Source organism: Enterococcus sp. DIV1444a, from assembly GCF_051712125.1.
GTDB lineage: Bacteria > Bacillota > Bacilli > Lactobacillales > Enterococcaceae > Enterococcus > Enterococcus faecalis.
In genome coordinates, this window is sequence record NZ_JBIOOG010000001.1 from 2,037,976 (window position 1) to 2,060,484 (window position 22,509).

18 protein-coding genes and 1 riboswitch are annotated in these 22,509 nt (G+C 37.6%); all 18 genes read right to left on the reverse strand.

From position 1 onward, the window contains the following. Window positions 1-35 precede the first annotated feature (35 nt). The 18 genes from IGI87_RS09775 to IGI87_RS09860 all read right to left on the reverse strand — a co-directional run bounded on the left by IGI87_RS09775 (window position 36) and on the right by IGI87_RS09860 (window position 22,470). Window positions 36-713, reverse strand: coding sequence for a helix-hairpin-helix domain-containing protein (locus tag IGI87_RS09775; protein WP_431447749.1), 678 nt, complete (start codon window positions 711-713; stop codon window positions 36-38). Window positions 714-775: 62 nt separating this feature from the next. After that, window positions 776-1,846, reverse strand: coding sequence for a SepM family pheromone-processing serine protease (locus IGI87_RS09780; protein WP_002394720.1), 1,071 nt, complete (start codon window positions 1,844-1,846; stop codon window positions 776-778). After that, window positions 1,833-2,324, reverse strand: coding sequence for a pantetheine-phosphate adenylyltransferase (gene coaD / locus IGI87_RS09785; protein WP_438736857.1), 492 nt, complete (start codon window positions 2,322-2,324; stop codon window positions 1,833-1,835). Before coaD ends, IGI87_RS09780 begins: the two co-directional genes overlap by 14 nt. A 1-nt stretch (window position 2,325) precedes the next feature. After that, on the reverse strand, window positions 2,326-2,919 hold the full coding sequence (gene rsmD, locus IGI87_RS09790) for a 16S rRNA (guanine(966)-N(2))-methyltransferase RsmD (protein WP_113794766.1): 594 nt from the start codon (window positions 2,917-2,919) through the stop codon (window positions 2,326-2,328). A 59-nt stretch (window positions 2,920-2,978) separates the two neighbouring features. Further along, window positions 2,979-3,329, reverse strand: a complete 351-nt coding sequence (locus tag IGI87_RS09795; RefSeq protein WP_002359714.1) for a YlbG family protein — start codon at window positions 3,327-3,329, stop codon at window positions 2,979-2,981. Then, window positions 3,319-3,753 (reverse strand): YlbF family regulator, encoded by a 435-nt coding sequence (locus tag IGI87_RS09800; RefSeq protein WP_002356689.1) that lies wholly within the window; start codon window positions 3,751-3,753, stop codon window positions 3,319-3,321. The genes IGI87_RS09795 and IGI87_RS09800 overlap by 11 nt, the downstream gene beginning before the upstream one ends. After that, on the reverse strand, window positions 3,750-4,874 hold the full coding sequence (locus tag IGI87_RS09805) for a CAP-associated domain-containing protein (protein WP_438736859.1): 1,125 nt from the start codon (window positions 4,872-4,874) through the stop codon (window positions 3,750-3,752). Before IGI87_RS09805 ends, IGI87_RS09800 begins: the two co-directional genes overlap by 4 nt. Window positions 4,875-4,890: 16 nt before the next feature. Further along, the gene (locus tag IGI87_RS09810) at window positions 4,891-8,319 is read right to left on the reverse strand and encodes a pyruvate carboxylase (protein WP_438736861.1); all 3,429 of its coding nucleotides are present in this window, start codon (window positions 8,317-8,319) and stop codon (window positions 4,891-4,893) included. Window positions 8,320-8,351: 32 nt separating this feature from the next. Further along, on the reverse strand, window positions 8,352-9,560 hold the full coding sequence (locus IGI87_RS09815; protein ID WP_002356686.1) for an FtsW/RodA/SpoVE family cell cycle protein: 1,209 nt from the start codon (window positions 9,558-9,560) through the stop codon (window positions 8,352-8,354). 3 nt (window positions 9,561-9,563) lie between these two features. Continuing rightward, window positions 9,564-9,869, reverse strand: a complete 306-nt coding sequence (locus tag IGI87_RS09820) for a YlaN family protein (protein WP_002356684.1) — start codon at window positions 9,867-9,869, stop codon at window positions 9,564-9,566. A gap of 226 nt (window positions 9,870-10,095) precedes the next feature. Next, a complete protein-coding gene (recQ, locus tag IGI87_RS09825) occupies window positions 10,096-11,865 on the reverse strand; it encodes a DNA helicase RecQ (RefSeq protein ID WP_010817514.1) in 1,770 nt (589 codons plus the stop codon). 317 nt (window positions 11,866-12,182) lie between these two features. Next, on the reverse strand, window positions 12,183-14,018 hold the full coding sequence (gene typA / locus IGI87_RS09830; RefSeq protein ID WP_002356682.1) for a translational GTPase TypA: 1,836 nt from the start codon (window positions 14,016-14,018) through the stop codon (window positions 12,183-12,185). A 220-nt stretch (window positions 14,019-14,238) separates the two neighbouring features. Next, on the reverse strand, window positions 14,239-15,021 hold the full coding sequence (locus IGI87_RS09835; RefSeq protein ID WP_104854957.1) for an inositol monophosphatase family protein: 783 nt from the start codon (window positions 15,019-15,021) through the stop codon (window positions 14,239-14,241). Next, window positions 15,022-15,300, reverse strand: coding sequence for a UPF0223 family protein (locus IGI87_RS09840; RefSeq protein ID WP_104854956.1), 279 nt, complete (start codon window positions 15,298-15,300; stop codon window positions 15,022-15,024). A gap of 49 nt (window positions 15,301-15,349) precedes the next feature. Next, on the reverse strand, window positions 15,350-16,615 hold the full coding sequence (locus tag IGI87_RS09845; RefSeq protein WP_438736863.1) for a voltage-gated chloride channel family protein: 1,266 nt from the start codon (window positions 16,613-16,615) through the stop codon (window positions 15,350-15,352). A gap of 76 nt (window positions 16,616-16,691) precedes the next feature. After that, window positions 16,692-16,761: riboswitch (Fluoride riboswitch) on the reverse strand. A gap of 50 nt (window positions 16,762-16,811) precedes the next feature. Continuing rightward, on the reverse strand, window positions 16,812-18,062 hold the full coding sequence (locus IGI87_RS09850; protein WP_438736865.1) for a glycosyltransferase family 2 protein: 1,251 nt from the start codon (window positions 18,060-18,062) through the stop codon (window positions 16,812-16,814). A 168-nt stretch (window positions 18,063-18,230) separates the two neighbouring features. Next, window positions 18,231-22,208 carry an MSCRAMM family protein gene (locus tag IGI87_RS09855; protein WP_438736867.1) on the reverse strand — a complete coding sequence of 1,326 codons (3,978 nt, stop codon included), beginning with the start codon at window positions 22,206-22,208 and terminating at the stop codon, window positions 18,231-18,233. Further along, window positions 22,192-22,470 (reverse strand): hypothetical protein, encoded by a 279-nt coding sequence (locus IGI87_RS09860; protein WP_368552569.1) that lies wholly within the window; start codon window positions 22,468-22,470, stop codon window positions 22,192-22,194. The genes IGI87_RS09855 and IGI87_RS09860 overlap by 17 nt, the downstream gene beginning before the upstream one ends. Window positions 22,471-22,509: the final 39 nt, after the last annotated feature.

Below are 22,509 nucleotides of genomic sequence, written 5' to 3' on the forward strand. Positions count from 1 at the left end.
ATAGTCAAGAATTCTCAGGAATTTTCTGTTAAAAGTTAGCCAGTCACTGTCAACATGTCTTTTAAACGTTCTACTGTTTTCTCTCCAATACCTGGAACATTTTTCAGTTCCTCGACGGTTTTAAACGGTCCTTGTTCGTCACGAAAGCGAATAATCTCTTGTGCTTTTTTCGCACCGATTCCTGAAATCGTTTGTAGCTCTGCTTCTGTTGCCGTATTAAGGTTGATTTTTTCCTCCTGATTTTGCTGAGCAGATGCTGATTCCTGCAGCGTTTCTAATGACTGTGCCACTGATTCTCCTTTTTTGGGCACGTAAATAATCATTTGATCTTTTACTTTTTGCGCGTAATTGACCTGGGCAGTATCAGCTTCCTCGCTCACGCCTCCAGCTAAAGCTAAAGCATCCCAAATTCGCTGCTGATTTTTTAGTTGATAGATTCCTGGTACTTTCACTGCGCCTTTAATATCAACATAGATCATTGTTTCTGCCCTTTCTTTTGTGGCATCTGTGGCGACCTCTGCCGTAGTGGTCAGACTTGTCTCCTCCCACATTGTGGTGTCTACTCGTGGCTCCTTATTAACCATCAAATAAATGCCCACTAATAGAGTTATCAAAATAACTATAGACGCGCCACTACCTAGCAATAGCCACTTTTTGGGTAACTGTTTCAACCAATCCATCGTTTGTCCTCCCTTCAAAATATAATTACGCATTTTTTAACAAAAAAATGCACCTGGACCAAAAATCACTAGTAATTTTTGGTCCAGGCGTACTTTTATTTTAATTTCTCTAGATAGTTCAAGGCATCTTGAACCGTTTTTACTGGGACAATTTTCATTTTTGTCCCAATTTTTTTCGCAGCTTCTTGTGCTTCTTGATAATTCGATTTGATTTTTGGCTCAACTTTTTTCATTTCTGAAGTTATTTCATCATCAGGTGCAAAGAAAATTTCTGCGCCGTTCTCACTGGCAGTTACAACTTTTTTGTCAATGCCTCCGATTCTACCAACGATTCCTTGACTGTTCATCGTACCCGTTCCAGCAATTTCATGACCTTTACGTAAATCTTTATGACTTAATTGTTCATAGGTCTGCAAAGTAAACATTAAACCAGCCGATGGTCCACCAATATCACCCGCTTCAATAGATACTGGGATAGAAGAATCAATTTCTGTATGATCGGTCAAACCAATACCAATCCCCGCTTTTTTATCTGTTGGCAATTCAATTAATTTGCCGGTCGCTTCTTTTGTTTTGCCATCTTGAATAAATTGAACAGTGACTTTTTGATTCACTTTTTGTGCTTTAATGTAATTCATTAATTCTTCACTGCTTTTAAAAGATTTACCATCCACGCCTGTCACGGTATCGCCAACTTCAATTTTTCCTTTAAAACTTGAGTTGTCTTCCATCGCTAACACATAGACGCCTTTAAATTTCATCTCATATGGAACCTTCGCTAATTTTAAGGCTTGCTCAATTGCGGCGTTTTTTGAGGAATCCATATAGTATTGTTGAATTCGATTATATTCGCTATTACTACTATCTCCCATTAATTCTTTTTTGGACATGACTTCTTGAAAATCCGAAAAGTTTGCTTTTATGGCAGAAAAAATAGTGGCCGAACGAATGCCCACCGTTGTTAAATAAAAAGCACCTGACTGCGTATCTTTTTTCCCATCAACAGTTACAAACTCTTTTAAATTTTCTGTCGTTCCTGGTCCTTCAATATAATAAGGAATTGGGACGATAAACAAACCAATTAGCAGCAATGCCAATACCATTGGAATGAGTGATTTAAACGAAAATTTTTCTGTTTTTTTATTCATTATTTTAGCTCCAGTCATTCTTCTTTTGTTTTAACGCGTGATAAATATTGGGAGGAAGGTAAGCAGACACATCGCCCCCAAAACGTAAAACTTCTTTTAGTAAACTGGAACTTACGTGTGCATATGATTCTTCTGCTAATAGAAAAACCGTTTCAATTTCAGGCGCTAGATGTTGATTCATTTTAGCAATGTCTTTCTCGTACTCGTAGTCTTTGACGTTTCTAATGCCACGAATCAAAAAATTAGCCCCTAATGATTTTGCACTTTCCACAGTTAACTGGGTTTCTTGCATAATAACACGCACATTTGGCATTTCTTTAGTTGCTTCTTCAATTAAATATTTTTTCTCTTCTGGCGTAAATAATGTTTGCTTACTTGTATTTATAAAAACGCCAATAATGACTTCGTCAAATAACTTCGCACTGCGTTCAATCAAATTTAAATGACCATTTGTCATCGGATCAAAGCTTCCTGGAAATAGAGCAATTTTACGCATCCTACGCCTCCTGACGATAAATCGTTACTTGAGTGATTCCGTAAACGGTTTCTCTTATTTTTTCTAGTGTACCAATCGTTTCCGGTAACTTGACAGTTTTATCTGTTTCACAAACGATAACGGCTTCGTTTGTGAATAACTGTCGTTCTAACATCTTTTCTAATTGTGAAACAATTTCTTGTTTGGCATAGGGCGGATCCAATAAGACCAAATCAAATTGCAACTTTTCTTCATAAAACTGTTCTAAGGCACGATTAGCATCCATTTTTCTAACTTCAAATTTTTCTGGTTCTTTTGTGATTGCAATATTTTCTTTAATTACTTTTAGTGCAGCAAAATTCTTTTCAATACAAATACTTTTGTCCATCCCACGAGAAACGGCTTCAATCGCTAACCCGCCACTTCCTGAATATAAATCCAGCGCCATTCCACCATCGAAATATGGACCAATCATATTAAAAATAGATTCTTTTACTTTATCTGTTGTGGGCCTAGTATTGTCGCCATCCAACGCTTTCAGGCGCCGGCCACCATATTCTCCAGAAATAACACGCATTGTTTCGACTCCTTTATCAATCATTCTTTTATAATTCATTATAACAAAAAGAGTGAAAAATGTTTGAAATTTCTCATAACATTTCTCACTCTTTTGCATTAGACATTCTCTGCTAAGCGAATCTCTGTAGATAATTCCTCTACTACATAGCCATCATCTTCTTGTTCTTGATAAGCCGCTTTGGTACCAATTTTTTCAGCAAAATTCATTTCGACATCTGGTCGATACGATTTATCGACACTACGAACAAAATGTAACTGATTAATTTTTTCCATGTTACTTTCAATATTTTCTTCATTCATGTAAATCACCACATATTTCATTTTTCGTGAAACATAGTGAATCAGTCCATATCGGCGTAACTGTTTTAACGGTTTTAATGTGTATACCCAAACAATTAGGCAACGACGCTCTTGAAGCGTAAATTCTTTTTCTTCTTTAGCTTGCATGGCAGCTTCCTCCACAACCTGAATGTTTCTTTCCTCGTTCAAAGAAAGGATTTCCAGCATCTACTTTAATATCTTCAGAAATTAGTTGCGCAATCTTTAAACCAATTGTATCTAACAACGTTTGAACGTTTGTCTCAGCAAAACGATAGTTTGCAACGATTTCATTTAAATCAAGCGCCCGCTTTGCTTTACGTAGGGCTCGTTGTTTCTCCCGAAAGTCGGGTGCATGAATTCCATAAGCTTCTACTCGTTCAAAAGCTGACTTAGCTTCTAAAAATGCCTTTTGTAACTGAGCAACTTCCGCCGAAGCATACATGGCTTTTTTTGTTTCTTTATAGTTTTGAACAGCATCACTTTCTAAAAGTGCTGAAATTAAGCATTCTGTTTGATCTTCAATTGCAAATAAATGTTCTGTCACAATCATAACTTTTCACTACTCTCCGTGATTTGCCTATTTTCTGGTCGTTTCTCTAATAAGACTAACACACCTTCATTAGAAAAGGCAACGCCCAATTCTGTCGTTTCTGACTCAGCAAAATAGCTATCATATTGCGGGTCCGAAAACCATGACAAAATAGTAAAGGTACTATCATAAACAGGCTCTTGGAAAATACCTGCCGTCTCTCTCAACGAAAGTTTACTCGTTTTAACTAATAAAGAAAATTCGTCCTTAGTCAACTGAAAGGGATGAATGGTTGTATGTTCCTCTCTCGTTTGTAACAATTCCGCTTGTCGATTTGCCGACAAAATTGTTGGTGTATGGTCAGCCATTGTTTGATACAATGTTTGGGCATTTTTTTGACTTTGTGTGGAAACTGAAAAAGCAACTTGATTTTCTTGGTGTTTAACCAGATTCATGACATAAATCGCTTGGTTACTTTGAACAGGATCGAAGGTCATTGACTGCGTTATATCTACTGGCAAAGGAGAACCTTCATTTAATTGATAAGGCATTTCTGTGAGCAATGTCTCTTTGTTGACATAATTAACTGCCATTAAACCTCCTGTCCGCTGATTAAAAAATAACACTGCAAAACTGCCATTATCAAAAGCAACCAATGGTCGATAGTTCATATCTTCTTCCATCAGCTCGACATCGTAAGCTTCATGATGAAAATTAAATGCAAAATTCGAATAAATCGTCATTAAATCAGACAAGTCAGCAAGCTTCATATCTATCTTAAACGGTTCTATCATTTGGTTATTGTTGAAGGCCTTAATTGCGATGACTTTATTTTCTCGAACGTTGACTTCTAAGTAATCATTCATCGTCAAACCGAACGTCCATAATTCATACGTACGACCTGTTTTAATTTTTTCTTTAGGATTGCCAAACTGGCGGATAAAGGTTTCCACATCTTTCCCTATGTATACTGCGTAGCCAGAAGCTGGCAATTCTTCATGAGGAACAGCGGTGTGAGCGCTGGATAAGCGCCCACTCTGAGCTGTTTCGGTTGGTTTTTCAGCAGGGAAAAAAACTGGCTCTAAATATCCAATGAGTAGAACTGTAAAAAAAACAGCAGTAAAGGCCCAAAATCGCTTCATTTTTTCCCCTCTCATCTTATTTTTCTTTCACTTCTAATAACAAATCACCTGAGCTGATTGCTTCGCCTTCTTCAACATAAATGTGATCTACCGTGCCCGCAAAACGTGCTTCGATAGTCGTTTCCATTTTCATGGCTTCTGTAATCAGCAACGGCTGACCTTTTTCTACTTTATCGCCACGTTTGACCAATACTTGTAGAACAGAACCAGACATCGTTGCGCCGATTTGTTCTTTATTAGTTGGTTCCGCCTTTTGTTTTACTTGAACAGCAGACTTAATGGAGGCATCTTTAACTAAAACTTCACGACGTTGCCCATTCAAATTGAAGAACAAGACACGGTTTCCGTCAATATCAGGTTCGCCAATTTCATCTAAACGAATAATTAACGTTTTTCCTCGTTCAATTTGAACTTCCAATGTCTCTCCTTGACGAATACCATTAAAGAATGTTGGCGTATCTAATAAGGTTATATCTCCAAAAGTTTCGTATTTTTGACGATACTCTAAAAATACTTGTGGATACATTAAATAACTTAAAACTTCTTCCAATTTAGGTTGATACCCAATTTTTTCAGCTAATTCTTCTTGTACTTTCGCAAAATCAACAGATGCTGCTAAGTCACCTGGCCGCTCGGTGAAAGCTGGTCGACCTTTTAGAATAATTCGTTGGAGCTCTTTCGGGAACCCACCAACTGGTTGACCTAAATCGCCTTGGAAAAAAGTCACAACTGATTCAGGAAAACTTAGTTCTTCGCCACGCGCATAAACATCTTGTTCTGTCAGATGATTTTGAACCATGAAGAGTGCCATGTCTCCCACGACTTTTGAAGATGGTGTCACTTTTACAATATCGCCAAACATTAAATTCACTGTGTGATACATTTTTTTGATTTCATCCCAACGGTGCCCTAAGCCTACCGCTTTTGCTTGCTGCTGCAGATTAGAGTACTGACCACCAGGCATTTCATGCATATAGACTTCTGTTTGCGGTGCATTTAACCCATTTTCAAATGGTTGGTAATACATGCGCACATCTTCCCAATAATGATTGATTTTCTGCGCATTATCAATGTTAATAGTTGGTGTTCGTTCACCATTGACTAAAGCATAATACAAACTGTTCATACTTGGCTGGCTAGTTGCGCCACTCATCGCACTCATTGCAACGTCAACAATATCAACGCCCGCTTTAGTAGCTGCTGAATAAGTGATAATCCCATTGCCACTAGTGTCGTGAGTGTGTAGATGAATTGGTAAATCCGTGGCTGCCTTTAATTCACTAATTAAACGATAGGCAGCTTGTGGTTTCAATAAGCCAGCCATATCTTTAATCGCAATGATTTGTGCGCCTAAATTTTCCAATTCTTTAGCCATATCAAGGTAATATTGAACATTATATTTTGCTCGGGCTGGATCATTGATGTCCCCAGTATAACAAATTGCTGCTTCCGCAATTTTTCCAGTATCCCGAACGACTTGAATACTTTTTTCCATTTGAGGAATCCAGTTTAAACTATCAAAAATCCGGAAAACATCGACTCCTTGGCGAGCAGATTCTTTAATGAATTCTTCAATAACATTATCAGGATAATTTTGATAGCCTACCGCATTAGATCCTCTGAACAGCATTTGTAAAAGTGTGTTTGGCATCAACTGACGAATTTTTCTTAAACGTTGCCATGGATCTTCGGTTAAGAAGCGATAGGCAACATCGAACGTAGCGCCACCCCACATTTCACTAGAAAACAGCTCAGGCAGGGCTGCATCAGTTAGACCAGCAATCGCTTTAAAGTCTTGTGTTCTCACACGAGTAGCTAATAGACTTTGATGCGCATCACGAAACGTGGTATCTGTCATTAACACGCTTTCTTGATTTTTAACCCAATCGATAACGGCGGTTGCTCCTTGAGCGTCTAGAATATTTTTAGCTGTAAGCACTTTTTCTGGAACTTCAATATCTGTCGGCACACGCGGAGCTTCAAAATATTTTTTCTCCGTTCTTTCGATGCCAGGGAACCCATTGACCGTTACTTCTCCAATGTATTTCATCGTTTTATTGCCACGATCACGCATACGAGGGAATTCAAATAATTCAGGTGTATTATCAATAAAGGTTGTTTTTGCTTCGCCAGATTGAAACGCTGGATAGCTCACAACATTTTGTAAAAACGGAATATTTGTTTTCACACCCCGAATCCGAAATTCTTTTAAGCAGCGTTGCATTTTACTGATTGCCTGTTCAAAAGAGAAACCATGCGTACAGACTTTAACTAATAAAGAATCAAAGTATGGCGTCACAGCGTAGCCAGAATAAGCATTCCCTACATCTAACCGCACACCAAAACCGCCTGGTGAACGATACGTATCGATTTTCCCTGTATCTGGCATAAATTGGTTCAGTGGATCTTCAGTCGTAATCCGACATTGAATAGCCGCGCCTTTTAATGTCAATTCGTTTTGTTTTGGCAAATGCATATCTTTATGCAAATCAAGCCCTTGCGCAATTTGTAATTGAGAGATCACAATATCAATATCTGTAATCATTTCTGTGATAGTATGTTCTACCTGAACACGCGGATTCACTTCAATAAAATAAAACTGGTCCCCTTCTACTAAAAACTCAACCGTTCCCGCATTCACGTAGCCGACATGCGTCATTAACTGTACAGCAGCCGAACAAATAGATGCTCGTTGCTCTTCATTCATCGATACACATGGTGCGACTTCTACCACTTTTTGGTGGCGCCGTTGAACGGAACAATCACGTTCAAATAGATGCAAGACATTCCCATGATGATCGCCTAAAATTTGTACTTCGATATGTTTAGGATTAGAAATATACTTTTCAACATAAACCTCGTCAGAACCAAAGGCTGCTTTCGCTTCGCTTTTTGCTCTTTCGTAACCTTCTCGTGCTTCTTTAGCATCATGAGCAACGCGCATCCCGCGACCGCCGCCACCTAAAGCTGCTTTAATCATGATAGGAAAGCCGTGCGTTTCGCCAAAGGCTACGACCTCTTCCACCGTTGCTACTGGACCATCTGAGCCTGGAATCGAAGCAATCCCTGCAGCTACAGCTGCTTCTTTTGCTTTAATTTTATCGCCAAAAATATCTAAATGATGTGTTTTAGGTCCGACAAAAATGATGCCTTCATCTTCACAACGTTCGGCGAAGTGCAAGTTTTCAGATAAAAAGCCATAACCAGGATGAATGGCATCTGCTCCCGATTTTTTGGCAATTTGGATAATATTTTCAATATCTAAATAGGCTTCAATTGGTTTTTTCCCCTTACCAACTAAATACGCTTCATCTGCTTTGAAACGATGAACAGAATACTCATCTTCTGCAGCATAAATCGCTACTGTACGGATATCTAATTCTGTACAAGCTCTAAAAATTCGAATCGCAATTTCGCCACGATTGGCAACTAATACCTTTTTCATAACGTCACTCCTACCATCAATTTCCTTCAAATTTATTGGTTCTGTTCTAAAGATAAATAGTACTCATTTTCTAATTTCTGCCGTGTTTCATCTGCACTGATATTTAGGACAAAGGCCACAGCAATCGAAATAATCAGCAAACTATTCCCACCTTGACTCAAGAACGGGAAAGTAATTCCTGTTAAGGGAATAATCCCAGTAATCCCACCAACATTAATAAAGACTTGAATTAATAACATTGTACCAATTCCAATACACATTAGTGAATTAAAAGGTTTCTTCGAGCGTACACCGACTAAAATAATTCGCGCAATCATAAACATCAACAATCCTAAAATCGCTAGACCACCGATAATGCCTAACTCTTCTAAAGTAATCGCAAAGATAAAGTCCGTATGTGCTTCAGGTAAAAAGCCTTTTTTCTGAACACTATTCCCTAGACCTTTACCAAACCAGCCGCCATTACTAATTGCATAATAAGAATTAGCTAACTGATGCCCTAAGTTCCGTTCATCTAAAAATGGATTTTTAAAAACAGCAAAACGATTATAAATATATTGGTAACGCGCTGGGAAAATTTTTCCTTTAGACATGATTAATAACTGAATTGCCGTGATACTACCTAAAATACCCAAGCCACCGACCAAGTAGGTATACATATAATTAATCCCACTTGCTAAAACCATCACGATGGTAATTAATGTTAAAATGGCCGCATTCCCGAAGTCAGGCTGGATGGCAACTAGAGCAATTAATACAAAAACGAGCATTAACGGCCGCCCAGCAGCTTGTTTAAATTGATCCATACCTCCATTAATTGTCTTTTGTCGCCGCGCTAAAATATAAGACAGATACCAAACAACCATAATTTTTAAATACTCAGCTGGTTGCATCGAAAATCCACCAATCTCAATCCAACCACGTGCGCCGTTAATTTCTTTCCCGATACCAGGAATCCGAACGGCTAAAACCATAACCGTAATTACTGCAATGGCAAACATGATAAAACTTCGATTCTGGAAAACGGATGTTTTCATCTTATAAATAAAAAACATTGCAACTAACCCTACTACCCAAAAGGCAACCTGGTTAATAACGAATGAGGTAGGTGAAAAACCTTTCATTACTTGTAATGCGGATGTGGAACTATATACCATAATCAATCCCACGATACTTAAAATTAAATATGGAATAAAAATACTATAGTCTAGCAAATGCCGTTTCTTTACTTTGTTTGGCAAAGCTTAACCCTCCTTGCCAATCTCGTTTTTTTCTTGTGTTTCTTCATAAACATCTGTATATAATTGATTCAATTCGCGTTCTAAATCACTTAGTAAGCGATGTCCTTCATCATTAGTTAAAATCCCCAAACGGGTCGCATAGGTCACTTGTCTTGAAAAACCATACATTTGTGTATCCACCACTTCTTCAAATGCTTTACATTGAGAAATGCACAAACTGTTTTTTTGATTACGAATAAGCATTTTAATGCGTTCTGCATCGTCTTCTAATAATTGAATGGCAAATTTCTTTGAAATTCCTTCGTCCATTTGTACAGAACCTCCCTATCTTAATTAAATAATTATAACATAATTCTCAGTTAGATACATGATGATTTCAGAAAATTTCCTTTAAGAAATTTTCTAAAACCAAGCAATATATTAAGCAAGAAATCTCTTTATATAACAAGCTTATTTTATCAATACAACAACAAATACATTAAAAGACTTTTTTCTTATTTCCTGCTTTTAATTTTAAATAAAATAACAAACTATGTCATTTTTTTATCTCTTGATATTCTTTAATTACTTCTAAAAAGGCGGTGCCATATTTATCTAATTTATTTTGACCGACCCCTTTTATTTGCAATAATTGAATCGTTGTTTGCGGTAGTTTTTCACACATTTCTTTAAGTGTACTATCGGAAAAGACTACATATGGCGGCACGCCTGCTTCTTGAGCCATGTCCATACGTAATTCGCGCAATCGTTCAAACAAGGCATCATCCACTGCTACTTTTCGAACTTTTTGGTCTTCTTTTCGGAAGACCTTCCGTTCCCCTAAGAGCACCTGAACACCTTCTGTCGAGACTGATAATAACGGAAATTGCCCATCAGAAGGAATTAAATAACGTTCTGCTGTCAAATAATCAATCAGCTGTGTGACTTCTTTTTGGGTGCGACCTTTCATTAGTCCGTATGTTGGCAACCGATCAAAATGCCATTGATCAATTTTTTGATCTTTTGAGCCAGTCAAGACTTTACCAACTAAACCCTTACCGAAACGTTCCCCCATACGTTTTACACAAGACAAGACTTTTTGGGCATCGACCGTAATATCGACTAATTCTCGATTATCTAAGCAATTCGAGCAGCGACCGCAGTCTGTCCCTTCTTCACCAAAATAGCGTAAAATATATTTTTGTAAACACATTTGTGCATTCGCATATTGTGACATTTCCCGTAATTTCAAGTACTCTTTCTGCTTATAATCAATGGTCATTTCAGATTGTTCAATAAAGTATTGTTGAATTTGTAAATCTTGTGGAGCAAACATTAACACAGCATCACTAGGCAGACCGTCACGACCAGCTCGGCCGGCTTCTTGGTAATAAGATTCAATATTCCCTGGTACTTGTGCGTGAATGACAAAACGTACATTACTCTTATTAATCCCCATACCAAAGGCATTAGTCGCTACCATCACTTGCACTTGATCATACAAAAACGCTTCTTGATTTTCACTGCGCAACTGTTCACTCATGCCCCCATGATACATCCCAGCCGCAATTTTTTTACTTTCTAATAAATGATAAATTCGTTCAACTTCCTTCCGCGTGCTTGCATAAATAATACCTGATTGCCCAGTATTCATCTTTAAATATTCCAAAAGAAAAACGTCTCTATTTTGGTCTTTCACGACTTGAAAAGATAAATTTTCTCGAGCGAATCCTGTTTTTATTTCATTTTCTGATGGAATTCTTAATTGCTTGACGATATCCTCCGCTACTTGTGGCGTTGCTGTAGCTGTTAGTGCAATCACAGTTGGTTGCTGTTGAAATTGATCGATAATCTCTGCTAAACGCAAATAGCTTGGACGAAAATCATGACCCCATTGTGAAATACAGTGTGCCTCATCTACTGCCAATAAATCAATCGGTACATGTGTCAGCATCTGTTGAAAATCATAAGATTCTAATCGCTCTGGCGCAACATACAATAGCTTGACTTCTTTGTTAACCGCTAATTGAATACGATGATTCATCTCTTGATAAGAAATGGTACTATTAATATATGTAGCTGGAATCCCCATTAAATTCAGGGCGTCTACTTGATCTTTCATTAAAGAAATTAATGGGGAAATCACCAATGTTAAATTATCCAAAAGTAAGGCTGGCAACTGATAACAAATTGATTTGCCTCCACCTGTGGGCATAATGCCTAAGACATTTTCTTGTCGCAATACATGACGAATAATCGTTTCTTGTCCTGGCCGAAAATCATCATAGCCAAATGTATCTTTTAATAATTCTTGTAATGCACTCATTTATTGCGCTCCAATCTTTGTTCTACAAGTCATTTTAACACGCTAATCTAACAGGAACAAGGTGTGTTAAAACAAGACACAATCGTGAAACACCAGTTAACGTGAAACATCAAAAAGAATGAAAAATTTTGAAAGCTTGCTATCAAAAGCTTTTAAAAATAGTGACATTTGCTTGTTGTGGATAACGAGTAGTTATCCACACATAAAAAAATATCCTTATCTTAAAATACGTATTAATCCATTTTTTTCATTAAAAAAACCAACTATTTTCGTAGTAAAACGAGCATAGTTGGTTTAAATGTTTAATTGTCGAAAAATTATTCAGCTTTTTTCTTTTTCTTGCTTGCTTTTTCGCGTTCGTTTTTGTTAAGAATTTGTTTTCTTAAACGGATGCTTTCTGGTGTTACTTCACAGTATTCATCTTCATTCAAGAATTCTAATGATTCTTCTAACGTTAATTTTTTCGGTTTTTTGATGACTGATGTTTGGTCTTTCGTCGCAGAACGAACGTTAGTCATTTGTTTAGCTTTTGTGATATTAACAGTTAAATCGTTGTCGCGGTTGTTTTCTCCAACGATCATTCCTTCGTAAACTTCTGTCGTTGGTTCAACGAAAACTGTACCACGTTCTTCGATACTCATAATTGAGTAAGTCGTTGCTTTACCAGTATCGATTGAAACTAGCGCACCTTGATGACGGCCGCCAATCGTTCCTTGAATCATTGGTAAGTATTGGTCGAAGGTGTGATTCATAATACCATAACCACGAGTCATTGATAAGAATTCTGTTGAATAACCAATTAAGCCACGAGCTGGTGCTAAGAAGATTAAACGCATTTGTCCATTACCGGCATTAATCATATCTTGCATTTCGCCTTTACGTAAACTTAGTGATTCAATCACGCTGCCCATGTATTCTTCAGGTGTGTCAATTTGAACACGTTCAAATGGTTCACATTTAACCCCATCAATTTCACGCTCAATAACTTCTGGACGAGAAACTTGTAGTTCATAACCTTCGCGACGCATGTTTTCAATTAAAATTGATAAATGCAATTCGCCACGGCCTGATACAGTCCAAGAATCTGGGCCAATTGGATCAACACGTAAAGATACGTCTGTTTGTAATTCAGCCATTAAACGTTCTTCGATTTTACGAGCAGTGATGTATTTTCCTTCACGTCCCGCAAAAGGAGAATTGTTAACTAAGAAAGTCATTTGTAAGGTTGGCTCATCAATGTGTAGAATTGGTAATGCTTCTTGATTGTGAACATCTACAACTGTTTCCCCAACGAAAATGTCTTCCATTCCAGAAACGGCAATTAAATCGCCCGCTTTTGCTTCATCAATTTCCACACGTTGTAGGCCAAAGAAACCTAAAATTTTCGTTACACGGAAATTTTTCACGCTGCCATCTAATTTCATCAAAGCAACTTGGTCGCCGACTTTCATTGTGCCACGGAACACACGGCCAATCCCAATACGTCCAACGTAATCGTTGTAGTCTAGTAATGATACTTGGAATTGAAGTGGTTCGTCTGAATTATCAACTGGAGCTGGCACATGTTCAATAATTTTATCAAAAATTGGGGCCATTGTTGGCTCTTGATCTGCTGGATCATCTGATTCACTTGAAGTTCCGTTTAAAGCAGAAGCATAAACAACTGGGAAATCTAATTGATCGTCGTCTGCGCCTAATTCGATGAATAACTCTAAAACTTCATCTACTACGTGTTCCGGACGAGCAGAAGGTTTGTCAATTTTGTTAACAACCACGATTGGTGTTACTTTTTGTTCTAATGCTTTTTTCAATACGAAACGTGTTTGAGGCATTGTTCCTTCATACGCATCGACAACTAAAACAACACCGTCTACCATTTTCATGATACGTTCTACTTCACCACCGAAGTCCGCGTGTCCTGGTGTATCTAGAATGTTGATACGTGTACCGTTATAATCTACGGCTGTATTTTTTGCTAAGATAGTAATTCCACGTTCACTTTCAAGTGCATTTGAATCCATTGCACGTTCTTGTAATTGTGTGTGTCCATCTAAAGTGTCAGATTGTTTTAAAAGTTCATCTACTAAGGTTGTTTTACCATGGTCAACGTGGGCGATAATTGCCACGTTACGAATATCATCTCTGTATTTCAATTTAATTGCTCCTTATCTATATACGCTTATGTTACTTAAGTCCATAAAAGCCGACTGCTTATTATAGCAAACTTTTTTCATTAAAAAAAGGCTTTCGCCTGCAAAAATAATGAAAGTTTTAGAAATTATTCGGCTTTTTCTGAAAACAAGGACATTTTTTTACAAATTTTTCTCTTTTAAAAGAGGAAGAGCCTTACCTTTCAGCAACGCTCTTCTTTGATTATTCCGATTCATTTAAATATCGGGTAAATACTTCATCATAGGTTTCAGGAGTTGCTGCAATAAAGTATTCACGACCAGCAAAAGTTAATGGTTTTCCTGTAATACCAGAGTATTTAAACCCGAACTCCTCCAAAAGTACTAAGCCTGCTGCATAATCCCAAGGACTTAGATTAGATAAATAGCCATGATGGTTGCCTTTTAACATGGCGATAATTTCCAAGCCTGCACAACCGCTAATACGCACGCCCATGCTGGCTTGTCCGATGTCCGTTGCGTGATGAATATTTTTTCCATGCATGTAAGCGTTCATGCCCCATAATCCATCTGCCAAAGCTTTCATAGTAGGCGCTTTTAATACTTGATTATTCCGATAAACGCCAAGACCTTTGCCGCCCCAATAAAGTTCTTCTCGCATCACATCATAGATAAAGCCTAATTTACCAATGCCCTCTTCATAAACAGCTAACATAATACAAAAATTTTCTCTTTCCATCACGAAATTCATTGTGCCGTCAATCGGATCGATAATCCACACGCGACCAGCAAAACTTTTTAAAGTATTGTAGCCTTTTTCTTCCCCTAAAATTTGATCTTCGGGAAAATTTGATTGGATTTTATGCATTAAAAATTCTTGGGTTTGTTCATCCATATTTGTCACTAAATCGGTGCGGCCATTTTTCTGTTGAACGGTTAACTCTGATTCCAAGTTCATGCGAATCACATCGGCTGCTTCAAAAAGCCAACGTTGAATTGTTTGAACAAATTTTTGCATTTCTGTCATCTAATCATCCCCCAGCTTTAGTTTGCCGCTTCCCTGTTTTTTGGCTTGTTGAAGCGTGCGATATAATGAATATCCTGAAGCATTTTCAAATTCACGACCTAAGCGTTTTTCTTCACCGATACTTTTAACGACCGTTTTAAATTGTCCATAGGTTGCTAAAAATTTTTCAACAGGTAAGCCTGTTTCATTGGCTTGCTCAACTGCTGTCCACATATTTGTGACAATCACCATTTCCTCTGTTGTCCAATCTAAATCTAATGGATATTGATAGTCTTTCATGTCTTCACCTCGTCTTCTCTAGTTTAGCATATTTTCATAGAAAAACATCTTATTTACGTCGATTTTTTAATGCATTAAAGAGAGGATATTCTGCTGTTCCTTTACGATACAAACTTTGTTGCGAAGCATAAATACCACTATTCCCAGAACACATAAAACTGATTAAGCAGACCATGAAAAAATAGACCGCCGCGTCACTACCAAATAGTTCAATGCCCATAATGAAACAAGCAATCGGCGTATTCGTGGCGCCAGAAAAAACACCAATAAATCCTAAACCTGCTAAAAAAGGAATTGACAGATGTAACAAAGAGGCCAAAGAACTACCTAACGTAGCCCCAATTTCAAACAATGGCGTCACTTCTCCTCCTTGGAATCCGGCACCCAAGGATAACACCGTAAAGAATAATTTCCCAACAAAATCAAAAGGCTGCGCATTGCCTGCAAAAGCATCTTCTAATAAAGGTAAACTCAAGCCTAAATAACGTTGGTTGTTTAAGACGAGCACAAACAGAACGACAATGGCAGCGCCAAGAAACGCACGAAGGTAGACATTAGCAAACCAATTTGCGTAGGTCTTTTTTAAAAAGACAATGGAACGACTAAAAACCCAACCTGCCAAACCAAAACAAATCGATGCCAAAAATAATTTTACAAATAGTTCAACCGACCAAGTCGGAATTTTGCCCATCGGATAATGCGTATGTGTTACACCAAAACTTTCAGTCACAAAATTAGCAAATAAGCCTGCAAAAAAACTTGGGAAAAGTGCCTCTGCACGAACTTTTCCAATCGCCAAAACTTCTAATCCGAAAACGGTTCCCGCTAATGGTGTGCCAAAAACAGAACTAAAACCTGCACTAATTCCGCTGATAATAATTACTTGTCGTTCCAAAGCGGACAGTTTAAAGACTTTTCCTACAGCATTCGCGATTGCGCCCCCCATTTGCACCGCCGTCCCTTCACGACCAACAGAACCACCAAATAAGTGCGTAGTAATCGTGCCAAACAATGTTAAAGGAATTAAGCGCAAGGGAATATCTTCTTCCCCGCCATTGCCTTGTTCAATCACTAAGTTATTTCCTCGGCTAGCATTTTTCCCAAAACGCGTATAGAAATACGTAAAAACGACACCGCTAATGGGGAGGATAAAGAGTAACCAAGGATTTGCTAAACGAACATCTGTTACATAGGTGAGACTCTTTAAGAAAAAGGCGGATAACGCCCCCATAAATAAACCAATAATTGCGGTAATGAGCAACCATTTTGCCATATACCCGCCAATTGATAATAGTTGCTTTGTTTCTTTTTTCACTTTACATGCTCCTTTACAATTTTCTTATCGCCAATCCTAGCGTACAGAAAAAGCCTACCAAAGGGTACACTTCTCCCGTTTGGTAGGCGTCATTAATTTATTCGTCCAATAAATAGTTCGTGGTGAACACCATCACCATGTTGCTATTAAACTATTAAAAATAATACCACGCAACACTAGAAAGTGCAATAAAAAATCAATTACGTTCTGTTTTTATCCACGTGCTATTACCTTTGATAAACCGATAATAAGCCATCACCACACTAACGAATAAAATTAAGTACATGTAGGAAATAGTAAAAGGCAAAATAATCAGCCCCAGTTTTGCAGGTACTTTTAATTGAAAATTTTTCAACTCGCGATAATAGTTGATTGTAAAAAAAATGCCGAAAACTAACGAAATACTGACGGCCAAAACAAAACTAATGACAATCGATAACGAAAAGCCTAACCTATACAAGTATTGCAGTTGAAGCCCAGTTAAGACAAAAACGAGCATCCCCGCTACGAGATTAATAAAGGGTTGCGCTAAAAAATAATAGATCCCACACTTCTGCCTTAGCGTTAATGACTTTGATTTGATCACCCTGGGTAAATACGCTAGACAATCTAAATTTCCTTGAACCCAACGACTTCGTTGACGAATAAAACGTTTCGCATCTCTCAGTGCTTCTTGAGCCATAAAGGCCTCGTCAATATAAGCAATCGATAACTCTTTCAGCATTAATTTAATGGTTAACTCATAGTCATCCAACAAAGCATTTCCCCAAGGCTGATAGCCTAAGTGTTCGGTAATCATGGATAACCGAAAAAACTGACCATTGCCACCAAGTCCGATGGTTTTTGTTGCTCGACGCGCCTTTTGAATAAAATTATTAATCGTAAAAAATTCAACATCTTGTGCAATAAACATAAAATTTGTGACATCTTTCATTTTGATTCTTGTTTGCGCAGCACAGACTGTTGTATCTGTGAAAACAGCAGTTAGCTCATTGACAATATTTTCACTAAAAAAACCATCTGCATCTACCACACCCACTAAAACTTGATCCCAAGAATAGTGTCCTTTTTCTGCATCTGTTAATACAATTTGGAAAGCGTGATTCAAAGCGGCTCCTTTGCCTTGTTGTGCATTGGGAAATTGACGAGACAGAACTTGGATTGGACCAGCAATACTGTTCATCATTGCTTTTGTTTGGTCCGTTGATCCATCATCAATCGCAATTATTTTTTTCTTAATGGGTAAAGCAACCAGTTTTTTCAATGTTTCTCCGATGACTTTTTCTTCATTTACACACGGGACAAGAAAGTAGCAGAAGAATTTTTCTGCTACTTCGACTTCTCTTCTTGTTTTTTTTCTTGTTCGAAAACTGAGAAATAAACTTGTAAATAAATACGTTAAAAAGATAAACATAATTACTTTGTATAATTGATACAAATAAATCATGTAATTTGACCTCTTTTCAAAAAATAACGATATAGGATGTATGAAGTGACGATTGAAACTAGAATAACACCAATTAAATCAGTCACGAAAAGGGCGCCCGTTGAAATTACCCCAAGTTTCGGTAAAGCGGATTGACTCATTAGATACTCCTTTCTCTCTATTTGTTTTTTACCAACACACCACCACGATAACCATGACACATCCCCCATAATAATATCTCGGTGGATTATAGTACACAGGGGGCGTATAGTAAGTGACTGGTGGGACATACGTGGGCCAATACGTTGGTGGCGGTGGATTATAAACCGGGATTCTTCTATTTTCTCGAACAATTGCTATTGTTTGACCCGCATGATTTTGCGTCAGACTGACACGTGTTGGTGTCGTGTTCCTCGAATAACCTGTTGGTGCCTGAATTTCTCTAATTTCATACACGCGATTGACGGATAGTCCACTAATAGTGGCCGTGCCATCCCATCCTGTTGTCACTCGTTGTGTATAACCATTTGTCGTATCTTTCCATTCAAAAACAGCACCTGAGAGACGTACTTTTGAATCAACATCTTGTTTAATAATTTTAATAGCACCATAGTTTGCTTTGTTGTTTTTTGTAAATGTATAGGTTCTGCCAGCTGAATTAGCTGGTAATAACACCCGATGGACGGTTCTATCCAATATATAACCATTTGGCGCTTTGATTTCTATAATTTCATAGACACGATTTACTGAAAAATTATGCAACGTTGTTTCGCCATTGGCATTCGTTGTCACTACGCCTGTATTACCATTTACTGTATCGCGCCACCTAAATTGTGCACCTGCTAAGCGAACTCTTGTATCAACATCTTGTTTTGCCAGTTTTAAATGAGCGCGTTTCGCCTCATTATTGACAATTAAAGTATAGGTTTTCCCTCCTTGTCCGCGTAAATCCACACGGTGAACGCGATTATCTAAAATATAACCATTTGGCGCTTTGATTTCCGTGATTTCATAGACCCGATCTCCTGCTAAACCAGGAATTAACACTTCCCCGTTATTATTGGCTGTAAAAGTCTCTGTGTGATTATTGGTTGTGTCTCTGAATTTAAATTGCGCGCCTGCTAAACGTTTTCTAGAGTGCATATCTTGTTTCACAATTTTGATAGCACCGTGTTGCGCACGGTTATTCTTTATAAAAGTGTACGTTTTACCAGCATAATTTGTTGGTAAGAGAACTCTATGCACGGTTTTATCTAGCACATAACCATTTGGCGCTTTGATTTCTGTAATTTCATAAACCCGATTGACGGAAAAATTATACAAAATTGCTTCACCATTGGCATTCGTTGTCACTATGCCTGTATTGCCATTCACTGTGTCGCGCCATCTAAATTGTGCGCCTGCTAAACGTTTTTTTGAATAACTATCTTGTTTGACTAACTTTAAATTGGCACGTAGCGCAACATTGTCAATAGTATAATAACCAATCTTATCTGCAAAATTGGCAGTTAAGTTGACTCGGTAGGTCTTGTTATTTAAGATATAACCGTTTGGTGCTTTGATTTCCTTAATTTCGTATACACGATTGACTGGTAAATCCGTTATCAATGCTTGACCATTTTTGTCAGCTACAACGGTGCCTTCCTTTCCTGTCACCGTGTCACGCCATTTAAATTCTGCGCCTGCCAAACGTTTTCTAGAATCTTTGTCTACTTTGATTATGGCTAAACTACCTTTTTTTGCTGTATTTTCAATTGTGTAATAACCAATCTTATCAGCAAAATTAGTGGTCAGGATAACTCGGTAGGTCTTGTTATTTAAGATATATCCGTTTGGTGCTTTGATTTCTGTAATTTCGTATACACGATTGACAGGTAAATCTGTTATCAACGCTTGACCATTTTTATCAGCTACGACGGTGCCTTCTTTTCCTGTCACCGTGTCACGCCATTTAAATTCTGCGCCCGCCAAACGTTTTCTAGAATCCTTGTCTACTTTGATTATGGCTATACTACCTTTTTGCGCAACATTGTCAACAGTTACAGTCACTACTTTATTAGCTTGTGCACTTGTTAAAGTGACTTTGTGCACGGTTTTATCTAGTACATAGCCTGCTGGTGCTTTTGTTTCCGTAAGTTCATACGTACGATTGACTGCTAAATTGGGAATTGTGACCGTTCCGTCTGTTCCAACTGTCACTGCTCCTGTTTTTCCTGTTACTGTATCTTTCCATTGAAATTCTGCGCCTGCTAAACGTTTTTTACTTTCTTTGTCTTGTTTAACAATTTTGATGGAGCCTTTTTGCGCAACATTGTCAACAGTTACAGTCACTACTTTGTTGGCTTGGGCACTTGTTAAAGTGACTTTGTGCACGGTTTTATCTAGTACATAGCCTGCTGGTGCTTTTGTTTCCGTAAGTTCATACGTACGATTGACTGCTAAATTGGGAATTGTGACCGTTCCGTCTGTTCCAACTGTCACTGTTTCTGTTTTTCCTGTCACCGTATCTTTCCACTGAAATTCTGCGCCTGCTAAACGTTTTTTACTGTCTTTATCTTGTTTGACAATTTTAATAGAGCCAGTTTGTACTTGCTGCGTATTCTTCACTCGATATGTTAAAGTGTAGTCGGCTTTTCCAGCAAATGAAATAGGATGTTTAGTAGCGTCTAGTTCATAACCTGTAGGCGCTTTCGTTTCAACTAAATAATATTCTCCATCAGGTGATAAGTTTGAAAATAACAGTTCGCCATTTTCATTCGTGACACCTTTTGCTATTAGATTATCTTTTTGGTCATACAACGAAAACTCAGCACCTGCTAAACGCTTAGCCTCATTATTTTCATCTACTTTTTCTACTTTTAATTGATTTTCTAAACGTGTATTTTCTTTTTTCAGACGAATCGTCTGAGTTTGGCCTGTTTTAATTTCAAATGCTACTGGCGTTGTATCTAATTTATATCCGGGTGGTGCTTTAACCTCAATTAATTCATATTGATCAGGTTCTAAACCAACTAAACGGATTTGTCCAGATTGATTGGTCCTTAAATTCTCTTGAACAACTTGTTGTGTTTTTTTATTCACAAGTTTGAAAATAGCGCCTTGCAGCACTTCAGCTGTCTCTGCGTCTATTTTTTCTAAAATAACACCACCTTGACCTGTTCCTCCACTATTTTCATCAGCCGTGATATAAGCGATGTCTTCATCTTCCCAAGCATCGAATCCCTCATTAGAAATACGCATATAGGTGTAATTTGATAGCAAAGCATCACTTGGAATATTTTCATTTGGAATTGTTTCTAAATAAATATAATAGGCGTTTTTATTAGAAAGATAACTGCCCGTGGCCGTTGGTATTCCTTCAAATTTCTCCGCTTCATAATTAAATCCAGATTCAGAAGCATATTTTTGGAAAAATTGACTGGCATCATAACTGTATTCATCATGTTCTAAATTCCGAATCATTTCACCATTTACTTCTAAAATAGGCTGCTTGGTGAGATACGCGGCAATACTGTCAACAGCTAAAGTTTGGTTTGGACCTACATTATCCAAAAATTTAAAGGTTGTTTTTTCTGAACCTGAAAGTCCTGCTTGGTTATAGTTAAAATAGATGACCCAAGCGACTCTTCCTTCTGGCGTAAAACCTAAAGGAACTTTCCGAACAAGCTCGGTTTCTGGAACTTTCTCAACGTATTGCCCAATGTTAATCATTGCAACTTTTTGTGAATCTCCAAAAGTAAAAGTCACTTTGTCTTCGAAATTTTCTGACAAATTTTGATTGTATCGTAATTTTAATTCTAAATCTGCTGAATAGTCTACAATATTTTGCAACGCTTGAATCGTCCATGTTCCATCATCATTTGGAGTCACTCGAAGCCCATCACTAATTTCAAAAGGCATCATTGAATAGGAATATTTTTCACTATCCATTTTTAACGTCAGCGTCTCTCCCGTTGCTAATTTAGAAATTAATAATGACAAGGAAACCGTTGCCCAATCTTTTGTCGCTACAATTTCCGTTTTATTCTCTGGATACTCCACAGCTATGGACCGAATTTGCGTTCCACTTTCATTGTCCATCGCATAAGAAATAATACTTGTATTAGAGCCTATAATAATAATGATAATTAAACAAAGCGAAAATAACTTATTAATAATTTTTTTCATTCATCACAATCCTTTCAATATCAACTTGTGTCTTTTTGGACACCGATTCACTAAAAAAAATAGCCATGATTTCTTCATTCTTCAAATCCAACAACTGTGAAATCAATTTAATATCCGCTGCTTTGAAAACAACTTCTCCTTTTAATTTTTTGTAAATGGTTGAAGCGGATATTGGTTGCCCATATGCAGTCATTTCATTTGCCAACCATTCAACATTTTTTCCTTTCATTCTCAACTTTGAATGAATTAAATTTGATTCCATTCTACTCTCTCCCTTTTTTACCATTCATGTGTCTAATAA

What these genes read in the sequence shown, in the direction of transcription:
- IGI87_RS09840 (WP_104854956.1), bottom strand. Translation starts at nt 15,300, where the DNA reads ATGAAAGACTATCAATATCCATTAGATTTAGATTGGACAACAGAGGAA.
- IGI87_RS09795 (WP_002359714.1), bottom strand. Translation starts at nt 3,329, where the DNA reads ATGCAAGCTAAAGAAGAAAAAGAATTTACGCTTCAAGAGCGTCGTTGC.
- IGI87_RS09820 (WP_002356684.1), bottom strand. Translation starts at nt 9,869, where the DNA reads ATGGACGAAGGAATTTCAAAGAAATTTGCCATTCAATTATTAGAAGAC.
- IGI87_RS09850 (WP_438736865.1), bottom strand. Translation starts at nt 18,062, where the DNA reads ATGATTTATTTGTATCAATTATACAAAGTAATTATGTTTATCTTTTTA.
- IGI87_RS09855 (WP_438736867.1), bottom strand. Translation starts at nt 22,208, where the DNA reads ATGAAAAAAATTATTAATAAGTTATTTTCGCTTTGTTTAATTATCATT.
- IGI87_RS09775 (WP_431447749.1), bottom strand. Translation starts at nt 713, where the DNA reads ATGCGTAATTATATTTTGAAGGGAGGACAAACGATGGATTGGTTGAAA.
- IGI87_RS09810 (WP_438736861.1), bottom strand. Translation starts at nt 8,319, where the DNA reads ATGAAAAAGGTATTAGTTGCCAATCGTGGCGAAATTGCGATTCGAATT.
- IGI87_RS09860 (WP_368552569.1), bottom strand. Translation starts at nt 22,470, where the DNA reads ATGGAATCAAATTTAATTCATTCAAAGTTGAGAATGAAAGGAAAAAAT.
- rsmD (WP_113794766.1), bottom strand. Translation starts at nt 2,919, where the DNA reads ATGAATTATAAAAGAATGATTGATAAAGGAGTCGAAACAATGCGTGTT.
- coaD (WP_438736857.1), bottom strand. Translation starts at nt 2,324, where the DNA reads ATGCGTAAAATTGCTCTATTTCCAGGAAGCTTTGATCCGATGACAAAT.
- recQ (WP_010817514.1), bottom strand. Translation starts at nt 11,865, where the DNA reads ATGAGTGCATTACAAGAATTATTAAAAGATACATTTGGCTATGATGAT.
- IGI87_RS09800 (WP_002356689.1), bottom strand. Translation starts at nt 3,753, where the DNA reads ATGATTGTGACAGAACATTTATTTGCAATTGAAGATCAAACAGAATGC.
- IGI87_RS09805 (WP_438736859.1), bottom strand. Translation starts at nt 4,874, where the DNA reads ATGAAGCGATTTTGGGCCTTTACTGCTGTTTTTTTTACAGTTCTACTC.
- IGI87_RS09835 (WP_104854957.1), bottom strand. Translation starts at nt 15,021, where the DNA reads ATGACAGAAATGCAAAAATTTGTTCAAACAATTCAACGTTGGCTTTTT.
- IGI87_RS09780 (WP_002394720.1), bottom strand. Translation starts at nt 1,846, where the DNA reads ATGACTGGAGCTAAAATAATGAATAAAAAAACAGAAAAATTTTCGTTT.